Source organism: Niastella vici (genome assembly GCF_002077945.1).
Lineage (GTDB): Bacteria > Bacteroidota > Bacteroidia > Chitinophagales > Chitinophagaceae > Niastella > Niastella vici.
In genome coordinates, this window is the sequence record NZ_LVYD01000049.1 from 96433 (window position 1) to 112903 (window position 16471).

The 16471-nt window shown below is 45.0% G+C and carries 14 protein-coding genes; 4 read left to right on the plus strand and 10 right to left on the minus strand.

The features are described from left to right. Nucleotides 1–119: 119 nt before the first annotated feature. From dapB to A3860_RS19090, 5 genes are all read right to left on the minus strand, one after another. Nucleotides 120–836, minus strand: coding sequence for a 4-hydroxy-tetrahydrodipicolinate reductase (dapB, locus tag A3860_RS19070; RefSeq protein WP_081148538.1), 717 nt, complete (start codon nt 834–836; stop codon nt 120–122). Between the two features lie 31 nt (nt 837–867). Continuing rightward, complete coding sequence (locus A3860_RS19075) at nt 868–1524, minus strand: DUF5683 domain-containing protein (RefSeq protein WP_081148541.1); 657 nt, start codon at nt 1522–1524, stop codon at nt 868–870. Between the two features lie 10 nt (nt 1525–1534). Next, the gene (locus A3860_RS19080) at nt 1535–2458 is read right to left on the minus strand and encodes a ParB/RepB/Spo0J family partition protein (protein ID WP_081148544.1); all 924 of its coding nucleotides are present in this window, start codon (nt 2456–2458) and stop codon (nt 1535–1537) included. 69 nt (nt 2459–2527) lie between these two features. Beyond that, nucleotides 2528–3328, minus strand: coding sequence for a ParA family protein (locus A3860_RS19085; RefSeq protein ID WP_081148546.1), 801 nt, complete (start codon nt 3326–3328; stop codon nt 2528–2530). A gap of 470 nt (nt 3329–3798) precedes the next feature. Then, nucleotides 3799–4485 (minus strand): metal-dependent hydrolase, encoded by a 687-nt coding sequence (locus tag A3860_RS19090; protein WP_081148548.1) that lies wholly within the window; start codon nt 4483–4485, stop codon nt 3799–3801. Between the two features lie 73 nt (nt 4486–4558). Between A3860_RS19090 and A3860_RS19095 the strand changes: the two genes are divergently transcribed. Together A3860_RS19095 and A3860_RS19100 are read left to right on the plus strand one after the other, a co-directional pair. Then, the gene (locus tag A3860_RS19095; protein WP_081148550.1) at nt 4559–5068 is read left to right on the plus strand and encodes an NADPH-dependent FMN reductase; all 510 of its coding nucleotides are present in this window, start codon (nt 4559–4561) and stop codon (nt 5066–5068) included. Between the two features lie 87 nt (nt 5069–5155). Next, nucleotides 5156–6400, plus strand: a complete 1245-nt coding sequence (locus A3860_RS19100; RefSeq protein ID WP_081148552.1) for a metallophosphoesterase — start codon at nt 5156–5158, stop codon at nt 6398–6400. An 806-nt stretch (nt 6401–7206) separates the two neighbouring features. On the opposite strand, the gene A3860_RS19110 is transcribed toward A3860_RS19100, so the two are convergent. Beyond that, entirely contained in the window at nt 7207–9837 is a 2631-nt protein-coding gene (locus A3860_RS19110) for a hybrid sensor histidine kinase/response regulator (RefSeq protein WP_081148557.1), read from the minus strand. A 173-nt stretch (nt 9838–10010) separates the two neighbouring features. Further along, nucleotides 10011–10706: a LytR/AlgR family response regulator transcription factor gene (locus A3860_RS19115; RefSeq protein ID WP_081148561.1), complete on the minus strand. Its 696-nt coding sequence runs from the start codon at nt 10704–10706 to the stop codon at nt 10011–10013. A 141-nt stretch (nt 10707–10847) separates the two neighbouring features. Between A3860_RS19115 and A3860_RS19120 the strand changes: the two genes are divergently transcribed. Beyond that, nucleotides 10848–11855, plus strand: a complete 1008-nt coding sequence (locus A3860_RS19120) for a hypothetical protein (RefSeq protein WP_143774180.1) — start codon at nt 10848–10850, stop codon at nt 11853–11855. 111 nt (nt 11856–11966) lie between these two features. Further along, the gene (locus tag A3860_RS19125) at nt 11967–12554 is read left to right on the plus strand and encodes a porin family protein (protein ID WP_081148566.1); all 588 of its coding nucleotides are present in this window, start codon (nt 11967–11969) and stop codon (nt 12552–12554) included. 76 nt (nt 12555–12630) lie between these two features. On the opposite strand, the gene pgi is transcribed toward A3860_RS19125, so the two are convergent. The 3 genes from pgi to A3860_RS19140 form a co-directional block, all read right to left on the minus strand. After that, on the minus strand, nt 12631–14286 hold the full coding sequence (gene pgi / locus A3860_RS19130) for a glucose-6-phosphate isomerase (RefSeq protein WP_081148568.1): 1656 nt from the start codon (nt 14284–14286) through the stop codon (nt 12631–12633). 75 nt (nt 14287–14361) lie between these two features. Further along, nucleotides 14362–15210, minus strand: a complete 849-nt coding sequence (locus A3860_RS19135; protein WP_081148570.1) for a phosphodiester glycosidase family protein — start codon at nt 15208–15210, stop codon at nt 14362–14364. A 92-nt stretch (nt 15211–15302) separates the two neighbouring features. Continuing rightward, nucleotides 15303–16325: a threonine aldolase family protein gene (locus A3860_RS19140; protein WP_081148572.1), complete on the minus strand. Its 1023-nt coding sequence runs from the start codon at nt 16323–16325 to the stop codon at nt 15303–15305. Between the last annotated feature and the right edge of the window lie 146 nt (nt 16326–16471).

Below are 16471 nucleotides of genomic sequence, written 5' to 3' on the forward strand. Positions count from 1 at the left end.
GGCTAATATCAGGTTTAAATAATGTTCTATGAATAATAACCTGATTATTATGTACATAAAACAAATAACCCCCGTTTGGCGGAGGTTATTTGTGTATATATTCTTTTTATTTATTTGTTCTACAGGCCCAGCACATCGCTCATGTTGTAAATACCTTTTTTACCCTTCAGGAATTCGGCAGCCAGTACAGCGCCGGTAGCAAATCCCTTGCGGTTATGGGCCGTATGTTTTATTTCAATGTCGTCAATCTCTGATTGGTAAGTGATGATATGCGTGCCGGGGGCGGGGTCAACCCGCTCGCTGATGATCTCCAGGTCTTCCCGGTTTTTGCTTGCCTCGTTCACCCATTGCTTCTTTTGCTCTATTGATTGTAAAATGCTTTCGGCGAGGGTGATGGCGGTACCACTGGGCGCATCTTTCTTTTGTGTATGATGTACCTCTGTAAGCTTTACATCATATTCCTTATGCGGGGCCATCAATTCGGCAAGTCTTTTATTAATGGCGAAGAAAATATTGACCCCTACGCTGAAGTTACTGGCATACAGCATGGCGCCGTTCTTTTTAGTGCAGTAGGTGGTCGCTTCTTCAAAGCGTTGCAGCCAGCCGGTTGAACCGCTAACAACGGGAACGCCCGCATCGAAGCACCGGAGCACATTGTCAAAGGCGACCTCGGGACCGGTAAATTCAATGGCCACATCGGCTTTTTTAATATTCTCGATGGTATTGTCCTGAATGTTTTCGATACCTACTTTTAAAACGATCTCATGGCCACGTTGCAAGGCAATTTCTTCAATGGCATGACCCATTTTGCCGTAGCCGATTAACGCAATTTTCATCTCTTGGAAATTAAATTAACTGGAAACTTTTTCAGCGCGCTAAGGTATTGCTTTTATCGGTAAACCTGAACACTACACTTACGCCAACCGAACTGGTTGAAAGAATAGCCGGTTTTACCTGCATGGTGAGGTTGTCGTTTACGTTAAAACCTTTCAGGTGGGCGTCTACCGTAGCATCAACCACATTTAAACCCCAGAATAACAGGGTGAACAGGATGGAGTAGTCCATGTTCTTACGGAACTCGTTGCGGTAGTTGAGGATGGAGCTTGCCTGCCCATTTTTAACCAGTGATTGTAATTTCGAATTCACTGCATCAATACTGTCGGTATTATTGGGAAAATTAGGGCTCGATACCACCGCCAGCGCATATTTGGTACGGTTATACCACCGCTTATTGTCAAAAAAGGTATAGATAGGTATACCAACGGCTGCATATACGATGGGGACCTTCCAGTATTTTTTATTGTATATCTGGCCAAGGCCGGGAAGAATGGCAGAATAGATAGCGGCCGTGCGGGGTGAATATACCCGGTTACCAGCCGAATCGCGCCAGAGTCCTTTTTTCACTTTATGACTGGCTACTATTTTTCCCGTGGTATCCTTTACAATGAGGCTGTCTTTTTGCTGTGCCATTGACAGCACAGGAATTGTAAGGGTAAGTGCAATAACAACGAAAAATTGCTTCATGCAGGCGAACTTAAGCCGAGACACCGATCTGATCTAAGATCTTATTCAGCTCCTGGATCGAGTAATACTCGATCGAAATAGCTCCGTGCCCGTTTTTGTTATGATTTAATTTAACCTTCGTACTGAAATGTGTTGCTAAGTTATCTTCAATTTTCTTGTATGCCGGAGGAAGGGAGCTTTTTACCGATTCTTTAACAGCGGCAGCAGTACCGCTTTTATACATCTTGCGAACGAGGTCTTCTGTTTGGCGAACACTCAGGCTGCGGCTTCTGATCTCGTTATAAATGAATAATTGTTTGTCTACGGTATCAACGTTAATGAGCGCGCGGGCATGCCCCATGCTGATCTCATTTTTGCGTACAGCAACCTGAATATCGGGCGGCAGTTTAAGCAGGCGGATATAGTTGGCAACAGTACTTCTTTCCTTACCCATTCGCTCGGCAACCTGTTCCTGGGTATAGTTCAACTCTTCCATCATACGTTTATAGCTCAACGCTATTTCAACCGCATTCAGGTCTTCACGTTGCAGGTTTTCGAGCAGGGCCAGCTCAAGCAGTTCCTGGTCATTGGCCTGGCGAATATAGGCCGGTACGTCTTTGAGCCCCGCCAGTTTGGAAGCGCGCCAGCGGCGTTCGCCCGAAATAAGCCGGTATTTACCGCCAGCGGTTAATTGTGAAACGGTGATGGGCTGCACAATGTCGTGCAACCTTATAGAAGATGCCAGTTCCTGCAGGGCCTGTTCGTCAAAATCGTGACGGGGCTGCCGCGGGTTTGGCTCAATTTGTTCAATGGGAATGCGCAGGATGGCAGTAACCGTTTGGGCAACTTCCTGTTTCAGGTTGCCAGCTGCGTTTTTCAGATCTGAATCTATATTCTGCAACAGGGAACGGATTCCCTTACCCAGCGCGTCTTTATTTTGTTTGGGGTTGGTCATTGATTGTATATGGTTTATTGTTTTGGATCATGTCAACAGTCCCGCTATCGCGAAACCACCGCCACCACATTATTCTAATATCCGCTCTTCCTGCTTTATTTTCGTCATATCGTTCTTTTGCAGGATCTCTTTGGCCAGGTTCAGATAGTTGACAGCCCCTTTACTTTGACCATCATACAAAATCACCGGTTTCCCAACGCTGGGCGCCTCGCTAATGCGGGCATTGCGGTGGATAATTGTATCAAACACCATTTCGTCAAAATGCTTGCGCACCTCATTCACCACCTGGTTACACAGGCGCAAACGGCCGTCGTACATGGTCATTAAAATACCTTCTATGACCAGATCAGGATTTAAACGGCTTTGAACAATCTTAATTGTGTTCAATAATTTGCCAAGACCTTCCAATGCAAAAAATTCTGCCTGTACCGGAACCATTACCGAATCGGCCGCAGTAAGCGCGTTCACTGTGATCAAACCCAGTGAAGGCGAACAGTCGATAATGATAAAATCGTATAGTTCTTTCACCGGTTCCAGTAAACCTTTTAATACACTTTCCCGGTTAGGGTAGTTGATCATTTCAATTTCGGCACCTACCAGGTCAATGTGCGACGGAATGATATCCAGGTTGGGGATCTCCGATTTCAGGATCACATCTTTCATCGGCGTACTGCTTACCATACAGTCGTACAAACTGGTTTGAACATTGTGCAGATCAAAACCCACCCCGCTGGTACTGTTGGCCTGCGGATCGGCATCTACCAATAATGTTCTGAACTCCAGAACGGCCAGGCTGGCCGCCAGGTTGATGGCGGAAGTCGTTTTTCCAACTCCCCCTTTTTGATTGGCTACTCCAATTACTCGGCCCATAGTGATTAATTACATTCCTGCCTGCTTTGCCTTTCGCCACCGCTGAAGCTAAGGCGACACGCAGTCCCATTAGCACGGCCTAGGCAGGTCGTTGGATTTTTTTTAATTGGTTTCACTGAAAACGGCTTCACTGCATTCGTAAAAACACGAAAAATCAGCACTTGTAATTCGTCTTTTCCGGTTGTTCAACCGTAGAAAGGGCAAATATCGGTGACAATATACTTATTTACCGCATTCAATACAGTCCACAAGCCTATTAGTGAATAAAATTGTATTAACTCGACAATAAAAAGCATCCCCCAAAAAAAGGAGGATGCCCTTGCCGGATCGCAAAATTATTACATTAGGCTTATTATCAGCATTTAATGTTTTAATATTTTAAAAGCCGCTATTTTTTGGGGTTTTGGGTAAAAAAACGAGCGAAAAACCACCTTCGGCAGGGTAGTTATTATCCCATGTTGAGCCATTGCTTATTTCATAGCCACCGTTTCGCCAATGTTCACCAAATGCAGCACGCAACTGGTATCGGCAAAAGCCTTTTTCGCCTTTGCATGGTCAATTTTAATAAAACCGAATGTATCGTAATGCACGCCAATGATCTGCTGGCATTTGATCATTTGTGCGCAATGCACCGCATCGGCCACGTCCATGGTGAAGTTGTCGCCAATTGGTAATACCGCAAATTTCAATTCGGCCCAGGCCGGTATCAGCTGCATATCGAGCGTGAGCGCGGTATCGCCGCTGTAATAGAAATTGCCATCGGCTGTATATACAATAAAACCAAACGGGTTACCGCCATACGAGCCATCGGGTAAACCCGATGAGTGTTGGGCCACTACGCACTTCACGGTAAAATTGCCGAAGTTCCATTTGCCACCAGTGTTCATCGGGTGCACATTGTTGATGCCCTGTTTGCCTAACCATTCGTAAATTTCCCAGCTGCAGATCACTTTGGCGCCGGTACGGCCGGCAATGCGCACACAATCGGCAATATGATCGGCATGGCCATGCGAAACCAGTATGTAATCGGCCTCAATGGCATCTACATCAATGACCTTATTGGCCAGTTCGTTGGGAGTTATAAACGGGTCGAATAACAGTTTTGTACCTTTGACCTCCACTGAAAAGCAGGAGTGACCGTAATAGGTGAAATTCATGTAGTTTGATTTGGGTGCTAAGAAAAACAAAAAAACAGAACCAAGATCACCGATCTTCGTTATTTAATATACAATGAGTGAAATTTATACCATCGTTTCCGGTACCAACAGACCGGGCAGTAATACAGAAAAAGTAGCCCGGCATTATCAACAGGTTTTAAAGTCAAAAAATATAACTCCGAATTTTATTTCCCTGGAAGGCTGGAAATATATCGACAAAACCCCCGAGTTCACCCAACTGGAAAATGATATTTTGATCCCCACCAGTAAATTCATTTTTATTTCTCCTGAATATAATGGCAGCATCCCCGGTGTGCTAAAGCTTATGTTCGATATCTCTGATTATAAAAGAACATGGTGGGGCAAAAAGGCGCTGCTTACCGGCGTGGCCACCGGCCGGGGTGGTAATTTGCGCGGTCTTGAGCATTTAACAAGTATTTTGCATTATCTGCGCGTGGTGGTTCATCCCAATAAACTGCCTATTTCGCTGGTCCATAACCTTATGAACGGCACCGGCGATTTTCATGATGCCGGTACGCTGAAAGCGATCGATATGCAGGTTGAAGAATTCATACAATTTTAGTGAAGCTGGTTCGTCTATCCCGGAAGTCAACAGCCTTGGCTCAGTGAGCTGAGGTAAGAAGGCGAACATATTCAATAAAACGAACATATGCGTAATTCAGGATTTTTCTTTTTTCTGCTGGGGTTGATGGCCTTGCTGGATATCTATATTTTTCAGGTTATACAGGTAGTGTTGCCGGCTTCCTCAAAAGCGCGGCTGGCGGTTATAATAGGGTATTGGGTGATCTCTGTATCGGCCATGCTGATAGTTGTTTTAATGCCCTATGTGCACTTCGACAACTGGCCCCGGTGGGTGGTCACTTATGTACGGGCCATTGTGATCGGTTTATTTATATCAAAAGTAATTGCTTCCATATTTTTCGCGGTTGATGATCTTCGCCGGGGCGGAACCTGGCTGGTTAGCCGGATTGCCCAAAAACCTTCGCCGGCTATTGCCCAGAATGGGGCAGGAATTACCCGTTCTGTATTCTTAAGCTGGCTGGGACTGGCAGTGGGTGGAACCGTATTCAGTACCCTGGTATATGGGTTCGGCAATAAATACCGCTACCAGGTAAACCGAATGAAGATGAGCTTTAAAAACCTGCCGGCAGCCTTTAAGGGAATGCGCATCGTGCATATCTCCGATATTCATTCAGGTAGCTTTATGGATAAAGAGGCCGTTGAAAAAGGCGTTAAAAAGATCCTGAAAGAGAAACCCGATGTGATCCTTTTCACCGGCGACCTGGTGAACGACCGGGCCATCGAAATGAAAGATTATATCGACGTATTCAATAAGCTGAACGCCCCGCTCGGTGTATATTCAACGTTGGGCAATCATGATTATGGCGATTATGTTCGGTGGGACAGCCATGAAGCTAAAAAGGAGAACCTGGAGCAGTTGAAACAGGTGCACAAACAAATGGGCTGGCGCCTGCTCATGAACGAACATGTGGTGCTTGAAAAAGGCGCCGACCGTATTGCGCTGCTGGGCATCGAGAACTGGAGCGCCAAAGGCAATTTCGGCCGTTATGGTAAAATGGAAGAGGCGTATCCCGGTTCTGAACAATACCCCTTCAAGATACTTATGAGCCACGACCCCAGCCATTGGGATGCAGAAGTGCGCACCAAATATGGCGATATTGATCTTACACTGGCGGGTCATACCCACGGCATGCAATTCGGTGTTGAACTGCCCGGTTTTCGCTGGAGCCCCGTTCAGTATATGTATAAACAATGGGCTGGTTTATATGAATCGGGCAACCAGAAGTTGTATGTGAACCGGGGTTATGGGTTTATAGGCTATCCGGGCAGGGTAGGCATATTACCTGAGATCACAGTTATAGAACTTTCTTAAGAGCAATAAAAAGGGACTGTCAAATATTTATCGACAGTCCTTTTAGTTCAAGCAGGTTTTTTTAAGGGCTTTCAGAAGCTGATTACTGAATTTGTGATTTCTGTGTTCAGGCCTTAACCGTGCAAATGGGCATGAATACGGATTGTGATACAGGTTACGGATCGTGATGACTTAAAGGGTACAATTTCAATGCTTATCCCGATGAATCGGGATAAAAGTTAAAGGGTACGGTTACCAAGGGATAAATAAATAAAAATAATACGCTACCGGCCCTGCCACAATGGGGTTTGGCCTTAACAGGGGCTTGCAGTTTTAAAGGAAAAGGGAAACCAGCTAAAATGCTATTTGCTACGGTTTGGGTTGTTATAGATGAAAAGCTGTTTACGCGCGATGGGCCAACGTAAACCATTTTAGCCAGTCTCCTTCTTCAGAATACTAAATCAAGCTTTAACCAATGAACTCATTAGGGTTATTTACTATGCCAGGGGCATTTCTACGGTAAAGGGGTGGATAAGGGGTTGCTCTACGATTCAGGGATTAGGGGAAAAACTATTTTAAAATCAACTGAAAATGAATTTGTTTCAAAGGTCAGTTGCTGGGGTTTTTTCTTATTGACCACACAAAAATACGTTGTGAAATCCCCCTTCACGCAATAGTTTCGGTGAATCGGGTAAAAGTATAGCCGAATCATTCGAATTGCCCGATGGAGAGGGATGGCGAGTGGTCAATGGTCAATGGTCAATAATTTCCGGCGGCGCAAGATTAATTATTACTTTCAAAATTCGCGAGCTATTCGCCATTCACCCTTAAAACACTTTTATGTTCAGTAACTGGTTCACTTCCTGTAATAACAACTGTTTGTAATCATTCAGTTTGTCATACTCGGTTGAGAGAACGGCAGGCGCCGGATGCTTCTTCGCCAGTTTTTCGAGCTTCTCGAGTTGTTGAAAGAAAGGAGTATTCTTACCTAATATAGAAACGGTGGATTGAATGTGATGGGCGAGGGTAGCCACCTGGTGCGCGTCTTTTTGGTCAACGGCGTTTTTGAGGGCTTCCATTTCGCCGGGGAATTGTTTCAGGAATTGTTTTACGATGGTCTTCAGGAAATCGCTGCTGCCCATGACCATATCTTCCAGAAAGTTGAGATCAATATAATGCAACTCGTTCTTCAATGATTCAATATTTGTGCTGCGGTCGTTGCCCAGGTATGTTTTAAGCAGCGTGTATAATTCTTTTTCATGGATGGGTTTTGAAATGTAATCATTCATGCCATAGCTTAAACATTTTTCCCGCTCACCGGCCAGCGCATGGGCCGTCATGGCAATAATGGGAATATCACTTTTCAGTTCCTGGCGTATAGCCTGTGCCGTGGCATAACCATCCATCAACGGCATCTGAATATCGAGCAATACCAGGTCGAATGATGCGCGTTGCAGCCATTCAATGGCTTTGGAACCGTTATCGGCCAGCTCATAATTCACCTTCCAGCTTTGGAAAGTGAATTTGATCAACAACTGGTTCATGGCATTGTCTTCGACCACCAGTACCCGTGCATCGGGGAAGGCGCCGGCGTTTATCTCGGCCTGTTCCGGCAGGGTAGTGGCAATAGCCCCACCTACGGGCACCAGCGAATATTCAATCTCAAATACAAATTCGGTGCCTTTACCGGGATCGCTTTCCACAGCAATTTCGCCCCCCTGCAATTGCACCAGGTTGCGTACGATCGAAAGGCCCAGTCCGGTTCCGCCATATTTGCGCGTGGTATCGGTTTCGCCCTGTTGAAAGCGTTCAAAAATGGCATCCAGTTTATCGGCCGGAATACCAATGCCGCTGTCCTTCACTGAGAACCGCAGATTGACATATTCACTGTTTTGGATAATTGTAGTGATATTGATTGAGATGCCACCCTTTTGGGTGAACTTGATCGCGTTGCTGATGAGGTTCACCAGTATTTGCGTAAGGCGCACTGCATCGCCGGTCAATGTATCGGGGATATTATCCTGGATGTAAAGCGAAAAAGAAAGGTTCTTCTCCCGCGCCCTATGATAGAACATGGTTTCAATAGAACTGCAAAGCCCGCGCAGGCTGAACGGATTTTTTTCAATCCGCAACATGCCGGCCTCTATTTTCGAAATATCAAGGATATCGTTGATGATGGTAAGCAGGTTTTCACTGGCCGATTGAATGAGGTTGACAAACTGTTTTTGTTCATCGCCCATTTTCGTTTTTTGTAACAGATTGGTAAAGCCAATGACAGAATTGATTGGCGTTCGTATTTCATGGCTCATGTTGGCCAGGAACTGTTCTTTTACGTTGGCCGATTCAATGGCCTGCTGGCGGGCCTCCTTCAATGCCTTCTCTGATTTTTGTTGTTCGGTTATATCGTAAATGGTTGAGCGGCTCGAAACATAATTACCCACTGCATCATAAACGGCCACGGAGTTTAATACCACCGGAAAAGTTTTACCGGTTTTGGTGCGCATGGTCAGCCGCCGTTCGCGTACCGAACCGGTCTTTTTAAAATTGGAAAAGTTTTCCCGTACGCTATGAGCGGTTTCGGCTTCAAGAATATCGTAAATGAATAATTTACCCACTACTTCATCGCGCGTATAACCGAGCCATTTCAGTTCAGTATCGTTGATGGCAACAATGCGGGCGTCGCAATCGAGGGAGTGATAACCGCATGGCGCATTGTTATACAGGTCCTGGATCTCGGCAGAGATCTTTTCTATATTATGCCGGGCTTCTGTTTCATTGTCGTTAGCCTGTTTCAGTTCCCTTATAAGCTGGTGCATGCGCGTTAAATGGCGAATGACCAGCACCGATAAAATGACAATGCCCGACAAGCCGAGAATGGTAAGCAGCCGGCTTATGATCAACACCCTGAAGGTGCGCTTGCGGTTCGCCTGAATACCGGCCTGTAACTGATCATATAATTCTTTCTCCAACTGCATCGACAGCTCGGTAATGCTGTCGCGTAAAATGGTGCCTGCTTTGCTGGAGATCCTTTTTTCGGCCTGCGCTTTCCCGAAGCGCGTATACACATCAATTATTTCGTTATTGATGATGATCCTTTTTTCGATGAGCGAGGCCAGGCGGGTAAAGGAGGCCTGGTTATACTGGTTCATGGCGGCTTTTTGCAAAGCAGCCAGTTCATGTTTTAACAGGTTAAGCGTATCCTGAACACCAACAATGAAATTGCTGTCGCCGGTAATTACAAACCCGCGCACCCGGCTTTCGGTCAGGATCACATTTTTTACAATGTTTTGTAGTTTGTTATGTAAATGGAAAGACTCGACGGCTTCGCGGCTGGCTGAGCGGGATTTACTGATTATCCGCTCGGTGTTGAATTGAAGGATGACGCCAGCTGCTATAAAAGCCACCGAAAAGGCAATACTGTAAAGAATAAGCCTGTTAGGTTTAATGTTTCTCTTCATGGTAACTGATGCTACCTCAGTAACCTAACCTTAACCTGGGGAACGGATATTGCTACTGCTACTGTGCTTTACTAAAACTACGCGTTCAGGGTTGCAGGTGACAATAGCCGTAAAACACGCCAATTACGTGGCTAATGCACCCAAACCAATGCAATTTACTATTTACTACAATCTTATAATAACTTTATTTTCTGTATCAGTTTACTACGGTAACTCTCGGCCACGGGTATGGGGGTATTAATGATATTCACGGCGCCGTCTTCTATAGAGTCGATCTTATCGAGCGAAATGATGTAACTGCGGTGAACGCGCATGAGCCGGCCCGAGTTGATCTTTTCTTCCACCGCCTTAAGGGTAGAATGTACAATGTGCCATTGCGTTTCGGTGCGTATTTTAACGTAATCGCCCATGGCTTCGATCCATAGTATTTCTTCGAGCCTTAATTTTTTCAACATATTATTATCTCTTATAAAGAGATAGTCATCGACCGCCGACGTCACTTCTGTATCATTCCGCATCAGAATATCCTGTACTTTGTCGATAGCCTGTAGGAGGCGGGGCAGGTTTACCGGTTTTACCAGGTAATCGACCACATTCAGGTCAAAGGCCTCAACGGCATACTGCTTTTGGGACGAGGTGAGAATAGCAAGGGTTTCTTTGGGCAATATTTTCAACAATTCAATACCGGTCATTCCCGGCATTTCTACATCTAAAAGAACCAAATCAGGCGGATTGGCCGTAATATTGCGGTGGGCCTCAATAGCATCCTTACATTCGCCAGTGATCTGCAACCTTCCGGTTTGCAGCGCCAGTTGATGTAATGTGAGCCTCGACAAATCGTTATCATCCACTATCAAACAGGTTATCATAGCGTAATGGTCGTAATAGTTAAGGTAATATAAGTTAGCAAAATATTAGTAATGATTAAACCGGCTACAATTTTTTTAATCTCATCTTCGTTCTGTGCACTTTGCACCCGGTATGCCGCCAGCCGGATAATTAGCAAACGTATGAAGAAATTGCTCGTGCTGATTGTTTTTACGGTAGCTATGCAACCATCTTTTTCCCAAAAAGGGGGAAAGCTGGATTCTTTATTTGCACAGGGCGATACCACAGCTGTGATGGACTCATTATTAAAAGATTTTGACCTGTATCTCGACAGCCTGGCCGGCCGTAAAAGTTTTTTCACCCTGAATACAGGTATTGGTACCGGGTTCTTCAGTTTTAACGACAAGAATACCGTAACCGTGAACACGCAAAAAAAGCTCATTTTTTCGCCATCGATCGGCTATTTTCATAAAACGGGATTTGGCATCGCTGCTACAGGTGCTGCCTTATTGAATAACGGGATGAATTTTTACCAGTATTCGGTGAGCCCATCGTTCGATATGATAAAAAGGAGTTTTTCCACCGGTATCGCATATACCCGGTACTTTACAAGGGATTCGCTCGATTTTTATACCACACCCATCCAGAATGAAGTATTTGCTTATTTCTCCTATAAGAAATGGTGGGTACGGCCAACCCTGAGCTTAAGCTATGGCTGGGGCAGTAAGGAAGAATATCAAAAAAGAGAAGTGCTTCGCCGGGAACGGTTGCTGGAATATTTAAACCGATATTATGTGAACATAAAGAACACTACATCGGTGCGTGATTTTTCAGCTACCATTTCAGTTCGAAAGGATATTGACTGGTATGGCGTATTAAGCAAGAACGATAACATAACGTTAACGCCTATTGCCATGTTGAATGCGGGCACGCAGAATTATGGGTTTAACACCTCCTATTCCTATAACTTTTCACCCGTTCGCGCCAACTCATTACCCAGTAATAAAGATATCTCGGATAATACGCAATTTGCGTTTCAGAGCGCCTGTTTGGCACTCAGGGGTGGCTACCTGAAAGGAAGGTTCCTATTGCAATCGCAGGTGTTGTTCGACTATTTTCTACAGGATGTACAGGACGGTAGTTCAAAACTCAATACCGTTTATTCCGTTACTGCCGGAATAAGCTTTTAACGAATTGATTTTTATGTATTTCTTCACGCAGCTGTTAAGGGAAATTAACAGCCATGGGTGAACCTTGGCATATAAGTTGAATTTCTATTGGTGAACCATAAAAAACAGAATATGAAACTAAAATCCCTGGCGTTATTAACTATTGCTTCAACACTGACTTCTTTGTCGTTCGCTCAAGGATTCCATGTTGGCGTTAAAGCTGGTGCTAATATTTTCAAAGTGGACGGTACGTCGATGAAAGATGAATTTACTTTTGGATATAATCTGGGCGCATTTGCCGAATTGGGTCTCAGTGACAAAGTTGCTATACAGCCCGAAGTAATGTGGAACCAAACCAATTACCGCACCGGTACCAAATTCAGTGATATTTACCCCGAAGGCTCTAACGACGTAAAAGGAAAGCTGAATTATTTAAGCATTCCTATCTTATTAAATTACAACCTGGCCAAGTTCTTTACCCTGCAGGCCGGTCCGCAGTTTGGCATTCTGCTTAATCAGGATAATTCCCTTTTCCAAAATGGAAAGGATGCTTTTAAGAAAGGCGATTTCTCCATGCTGGGCGGCGTACAATTGAATATCGGCAGCCTGAAACTGGGAGGCCGTTATGTAGTTGGCCTGGCAAACATTAATGATATTGATAATAAGGAAAAATGGAAAAACCAGGGATTCCAGGTTTATCTGGGTACAAGAATATTATAACCAAATCCCCAATATAAAAAAAGCTCTGTTGGCGTACAACAGAGCTTTTTTTATTCATGTTCTACAACTTACTTTATTATTCTTCCTTCATCTTCTTCCAGGCGTTGATCAATCCGTTGGTCGATGAGTCGTGTTTGGTAACAGGTTTGTCATCCTGCAGCTCGGGCAGAATATTATTGGCAAGCTGTTTCCCTAATTCAACGCCCCATTGATCAAAGCTGAAGATATTCCAGATAACGCCCTGTACAAAGATCTTATGTTCGTACAAAGCGATCAGTTGCCCCAATGTATACGGCGTGATCATTTTTATCAGGAATGAATTGGTTGGCCTGTTGCCGGTAAATACTTTGAACGGCACCAGGGCTTCTATTTCTTCTTCCGATTTACCTGCTTTTACCAGTTCGGCTTCTGCCTCCGCCTCGGTTTTTCCATTCATCAACGCTTCTGTTTGCGCAAAGAAATTCGACAACAGTTTTGCATGATGATCACCGATAGGGTTGTGGCTGATGGCCGGTGCAATAAAATCGCAGGGTATCAGCAGGGTTCCCTGGTGTATTAACTGGTAAAACGCATGCTGGCCGTTGGTGCCCGGTTCTCCCCAAATAACTGGCCCCGTTTCGTACCGAACAGGTTTGCCCCTGCGGTCAACGCTTTTACCATTGCTTTCCATATTGCCTTGTTGAAAGTAGGCGGCAAAGCGGTGCATGTACTGATCGTAAGGCAGAATGGCCTCCGTTTGGCTTTCGAAGAAATTGGTGTACCAAAGCCCTATAAGGCCCATGATCACCGGAATGTTTTTTTCGAAAGGTGTGGTGCGGAAATGATTATCGGCCGAAAGCGCGCCTTTTAACAGCGATTCAAAGTTCTCGTAGCCTACGGTGAGGGCAATGGATAAACCAATGGCGCTCCATAAAGAATAACGGCCGCCAACCCAGTCCCAGAATTCGAACATATTGGCTTTATCGATGCCGAATTTCACCACTTCTTTTTCATTGGTGCTAAGCGCCACAAAATGTTTGGCGATATAGCTTTCGTCACCGGCTGCATCCAGGAACCATTGCCGGGCCGTATGGGCATTGGTCATGGTTTCCTGGGTGGTAAATGTTTTGGAGGCTATCAGGAACAATGTTTCCTGGGGCGTTACTTTCCGTAATGTTTCGGCGATATGGGTGGCGTCAACATTTGATACAAAGAAAGGCTGAATATCTTTTTTCCAGTAGGGTTTCAGGGCTTCAGTGACCATATAGGGGCCCAGGTCGCTGCCGCCAATGCCTATGTTGACAATGTATTTTATTTTATTGCCGGTATAACCCGTCCATTCACCGCTGTGAATACGGTTGCAGAACCGTTCCATTTGTTGTAATACCTTTTGCACCTGTGGCATTACGTCTTTGCCCTGTGCATATACAGGCGTCATGCTCAGGTTGCGCAGGGCAGTATGCAATACCGACCGGCCTTCTGTTTCGTTGATGGCATCGCCTGTGAACATGGCCTCAATGGCTTCGGGCAATTTGCATTCATTGGCGAGGTCGGTGAGCAGTGATAAGGTTTTGGCAGTGATCCGGTTCTTGGAGTAATCGAATAAGATGTCTTCAAATGAGATGGAAAATTGCTTAAACCTGTCGGCATCGTCGGCAAACAGTTCGCGCAAATGGGTTTCTGAGATCTTCTTGTAATGGCGTTCCAGTTTATCCCATGCTTCTGTATGGTGAGGCTTGATCTTTGGTAACATACTTCATTGAATTAGCCCCAAAAATAAATGTTTCTATGGTCTTTGTTTGTTAGTTTTTCAAAGCACCCCGCTACATTATTTTACTATTACCACATTCGCCACTTTCCGCTGCCCTTCATGGTCCCATTTTTTATTGTCGGAAGGATAGTTCACCACGCCGTTACCAGGCTGTTTGCTGATCCAGCAGGTAGTGGAACCGCCGCCATCCATATTGATGCCGTCGCGGGCTTTTAACCATTTAATAATGATGGCCAGCTCGTACAACGACATGCCGGCGGCCTGCTCATTGCGGCCATCAACCGTGATGAACAGGATGCGCTTTTTACCCAGCCGGGCAATAGCCGTACGGGGATGGCGCGCGTGGTTGAATTCGCCGGTATCCAACGGCTGGCGATTGCCCTGCCAAAGCAACAAGGGGCCCGTATTCATAATGTCAGCTGCCTGTAACGTAGATTCCCAATTAACCGAGCTATCCCATTTGGCAATGCGTAATTTGCCATTATGGATCACCAGGGCGGCCTGCTGATGCCTGGCCCTTATGTTATTTGGCCAAAGCCGGTTATTGCTGAACACCGAATCGTTCAGTTTTATATAGTCAACCGAACCGCCATTCTTAGTATCGAAAAAATTACCGTTGATGGCGGCAATGGCGCCGGTTGCCTGGCCAAATTCACTGACCGGTTTTAGTGTTTTGGCTTCGGCACCGAGGGCAATGGCCCTTTTCTTTTTGAGTTTTATTTCAATGATGTTGATGTTCTGGTTCGATTGAAACAGGTTTTTGTCAAAATGAAAATGTTTCCACACAATACCCGGGGCAATGGTTTGCGTTTCCCATTTGGTATTAATGAAAACAAGGGAATCCTGTTGAGAGAATAATGCTGTTGAGTATACTAAGAAAAAGGTCGTTATAATTGATAGTTTCATGGCTGTTAGGATACAGGTTTTTTAGTTTATTAGTTTTTAAGTTCGTTAGTTAGTTTTCCTTTCAACTAATAAACTTACAAACTTTGAGGATGTCACAAATTTAAATTGAGGATAGTGTCAACTACATACTTAACCATCTGCTGCGTTATTCCCAAATGCAATACCATCCTGATCTGCGTAGATGAAATAGGGATCACCAGGATATTCTTTTCCTTCAACGCCGCGGCCACCTGCGCAGGTTGATAAGGCGGTTGTATTTCGAAGATGATGATGTTTGTTTCTACCGGCAACAAGCCAGCGGTAAAGGTTGTTTTAATAAGGTTGGAAGCAATTTCTTTGGCGTTCTCATGATCTTGCTGCAACCCGATGATATTATTTTTAAGAGCATATACACCACACGCGGCCATATAACCGGCCTGCCGCATACCCCCGCCAAAAACCTTGCGTACCCGGCGTGCTTTTTTTATAAAGGCCTGGCTGCCTATGAGAATACTGCCTATGGGGCAACCCAATCCTTTGTTCAAACAAACCGATATGCTGTGAAATAAAGCGCCGTATTGTTTGGGCGATTCGTTGCGGGCAACAATGGCATTAAATAAACGGGCACCATCGAGGTGCAGCGACAGATCATTGTTGTCACAAACGGTGCGAATGTGTTGTATGTCCTGAATATCATAACAACTGCCACCACCCCGGTTCGAAGTATTTTCAAGACATACCAGTGATGTATGGGCTTTATGTACATCATCGGGATTAATAGCGGCCGCTACCTGTTCGGCTGTAATACGGCCCCGGTTACCGGGTAATAACCTTGATTGCACCCCCGAGTTAAATGCCATGCCACCGCCTTCGTATTGGTATACATGTGCGGTTTGATCACAGATCACTTCATCGCCCGGTTGTGTATGTACTTTAATGGCTATCTGGTTACTCATGGTGCCGGTAGGGCAATACAATGCGGCTTCCATCCCGAACAGGTCGGCCGCCATGGCTTCCAGCAAATTTACCGTAGGGTCTTCACCAAAAACATCGTCACCTACATGGGCTCTTGACATGGCATCGAGCATTTCAGCAGTTGGTTGGGTAACTGTATCTGATCGTAAATCAACTAACATAAGTTATATCTGATATTGAATGTTAAATGTAAATAGCAATAAGCAATTTCCAAAAAATGGACGGTATCAATGTGGTGGAAAGCTGGCAACAGCCAGCATATCTTACAATAATTTATTTTAATAGAATATTAAACTTCCGTTAAAAG

Bases quoted from the DNA above. Each gene is read 5' to 3' on its own strand.
- A3860_RS19080 (WP_081148544.1), bottom strand. From the start codon at position 2,458: ATGACCAACCCCAAACAAAATAAAGACGCGCTGGGTAAGGGAATCCGT.
- A3860_RS19075 (WP_081148541.1), bottom strand. From the start codon at position 1,524: ATGAAGCAATTTTTCGTTGTTATTGCACTTACCCTTACAATTCCTGTG.
- A3860_RS19135 (WP_081148570.1), bottom strand. From the start codon at position 15,210: ATGAAACTATCAATTATAACGACCTTTTTCTTAGTATACTCAACAGCA.
- A3860_RS19100 (WP_081148552.1), top strand. From the start codon at position 5,156: ATGCGTAATTCAGGATTTTTCTTTTTTCTGCTGGGGTTGATGGCCTTG.
- A3860_RS19140 (WP_081148572.1), bottom strand. From the start codon at position 16,325: ATGTTAGTTGATTTACGATCAGATACAGTTACCCAACCAACTGCTGAA.
- A3860_RS19085 (WP_081148546.1), bottom strand. From the start codon at position 3,328: ATGGGCCGAGTAATTGGAGTAGCCAATCAAAAAGGGGGAGTTGGAAAA.
- A3860_RS19120 (WP_143774180.1), top strand. From the start codon at position 10,848: ATGAAGAAATTGCTCGTGCTGATTGTTTTTACGGTAGCTATGCAACCA.
- A3860_RS19125 (WP_081148566.1), top strand. From the start codon at position 11,967: ATGAAACTAAAATCCCTGGCGTTATTAACTATTGCTTCAACACTGACT.
- A3860_RS19090 (WP_081148548.1), bottom strand. From the start codon at position 4,485: ATGAATTTCACCTATTACGGTCACTCCTGCTTTTCAGTGGAGGTCAAA.
- A3860_RS19095 (WP_081148550.1), top strand. From the start codon at position 4,559: ATGAGTGAAATTTATACCATCGTTTCCGGTACCAACAGACCGGGCAGT.
- dapB (WP_081148538.1), bottom strand. From the start codon at position 836: ATGAAAATTGCGTTAATCGGCTACGGCAAAATGGGTCATGCCATTGAA.
- pgi (WP_081148568.1), bottom strand. From the start codon at position 14,286: ATGTTACCAAAGATCAAGCCTCACCATACAGAAGCATGGGATAAACTG.
- A3860_RS19110 (WP_081148557.1), bottom strand. From the start codon at position 9,837: ATGAAGAGAAACATTAAACCTAACAGGCTTATTCTTTACAGTATTGCC.
- A3860_RS19115 (WP_081148561.1), bottom strand. From the start codon at position 10,706: ATGATAACCTGTTTGATAGTGGATGATAACGATTTGTCGAGGCTCACA.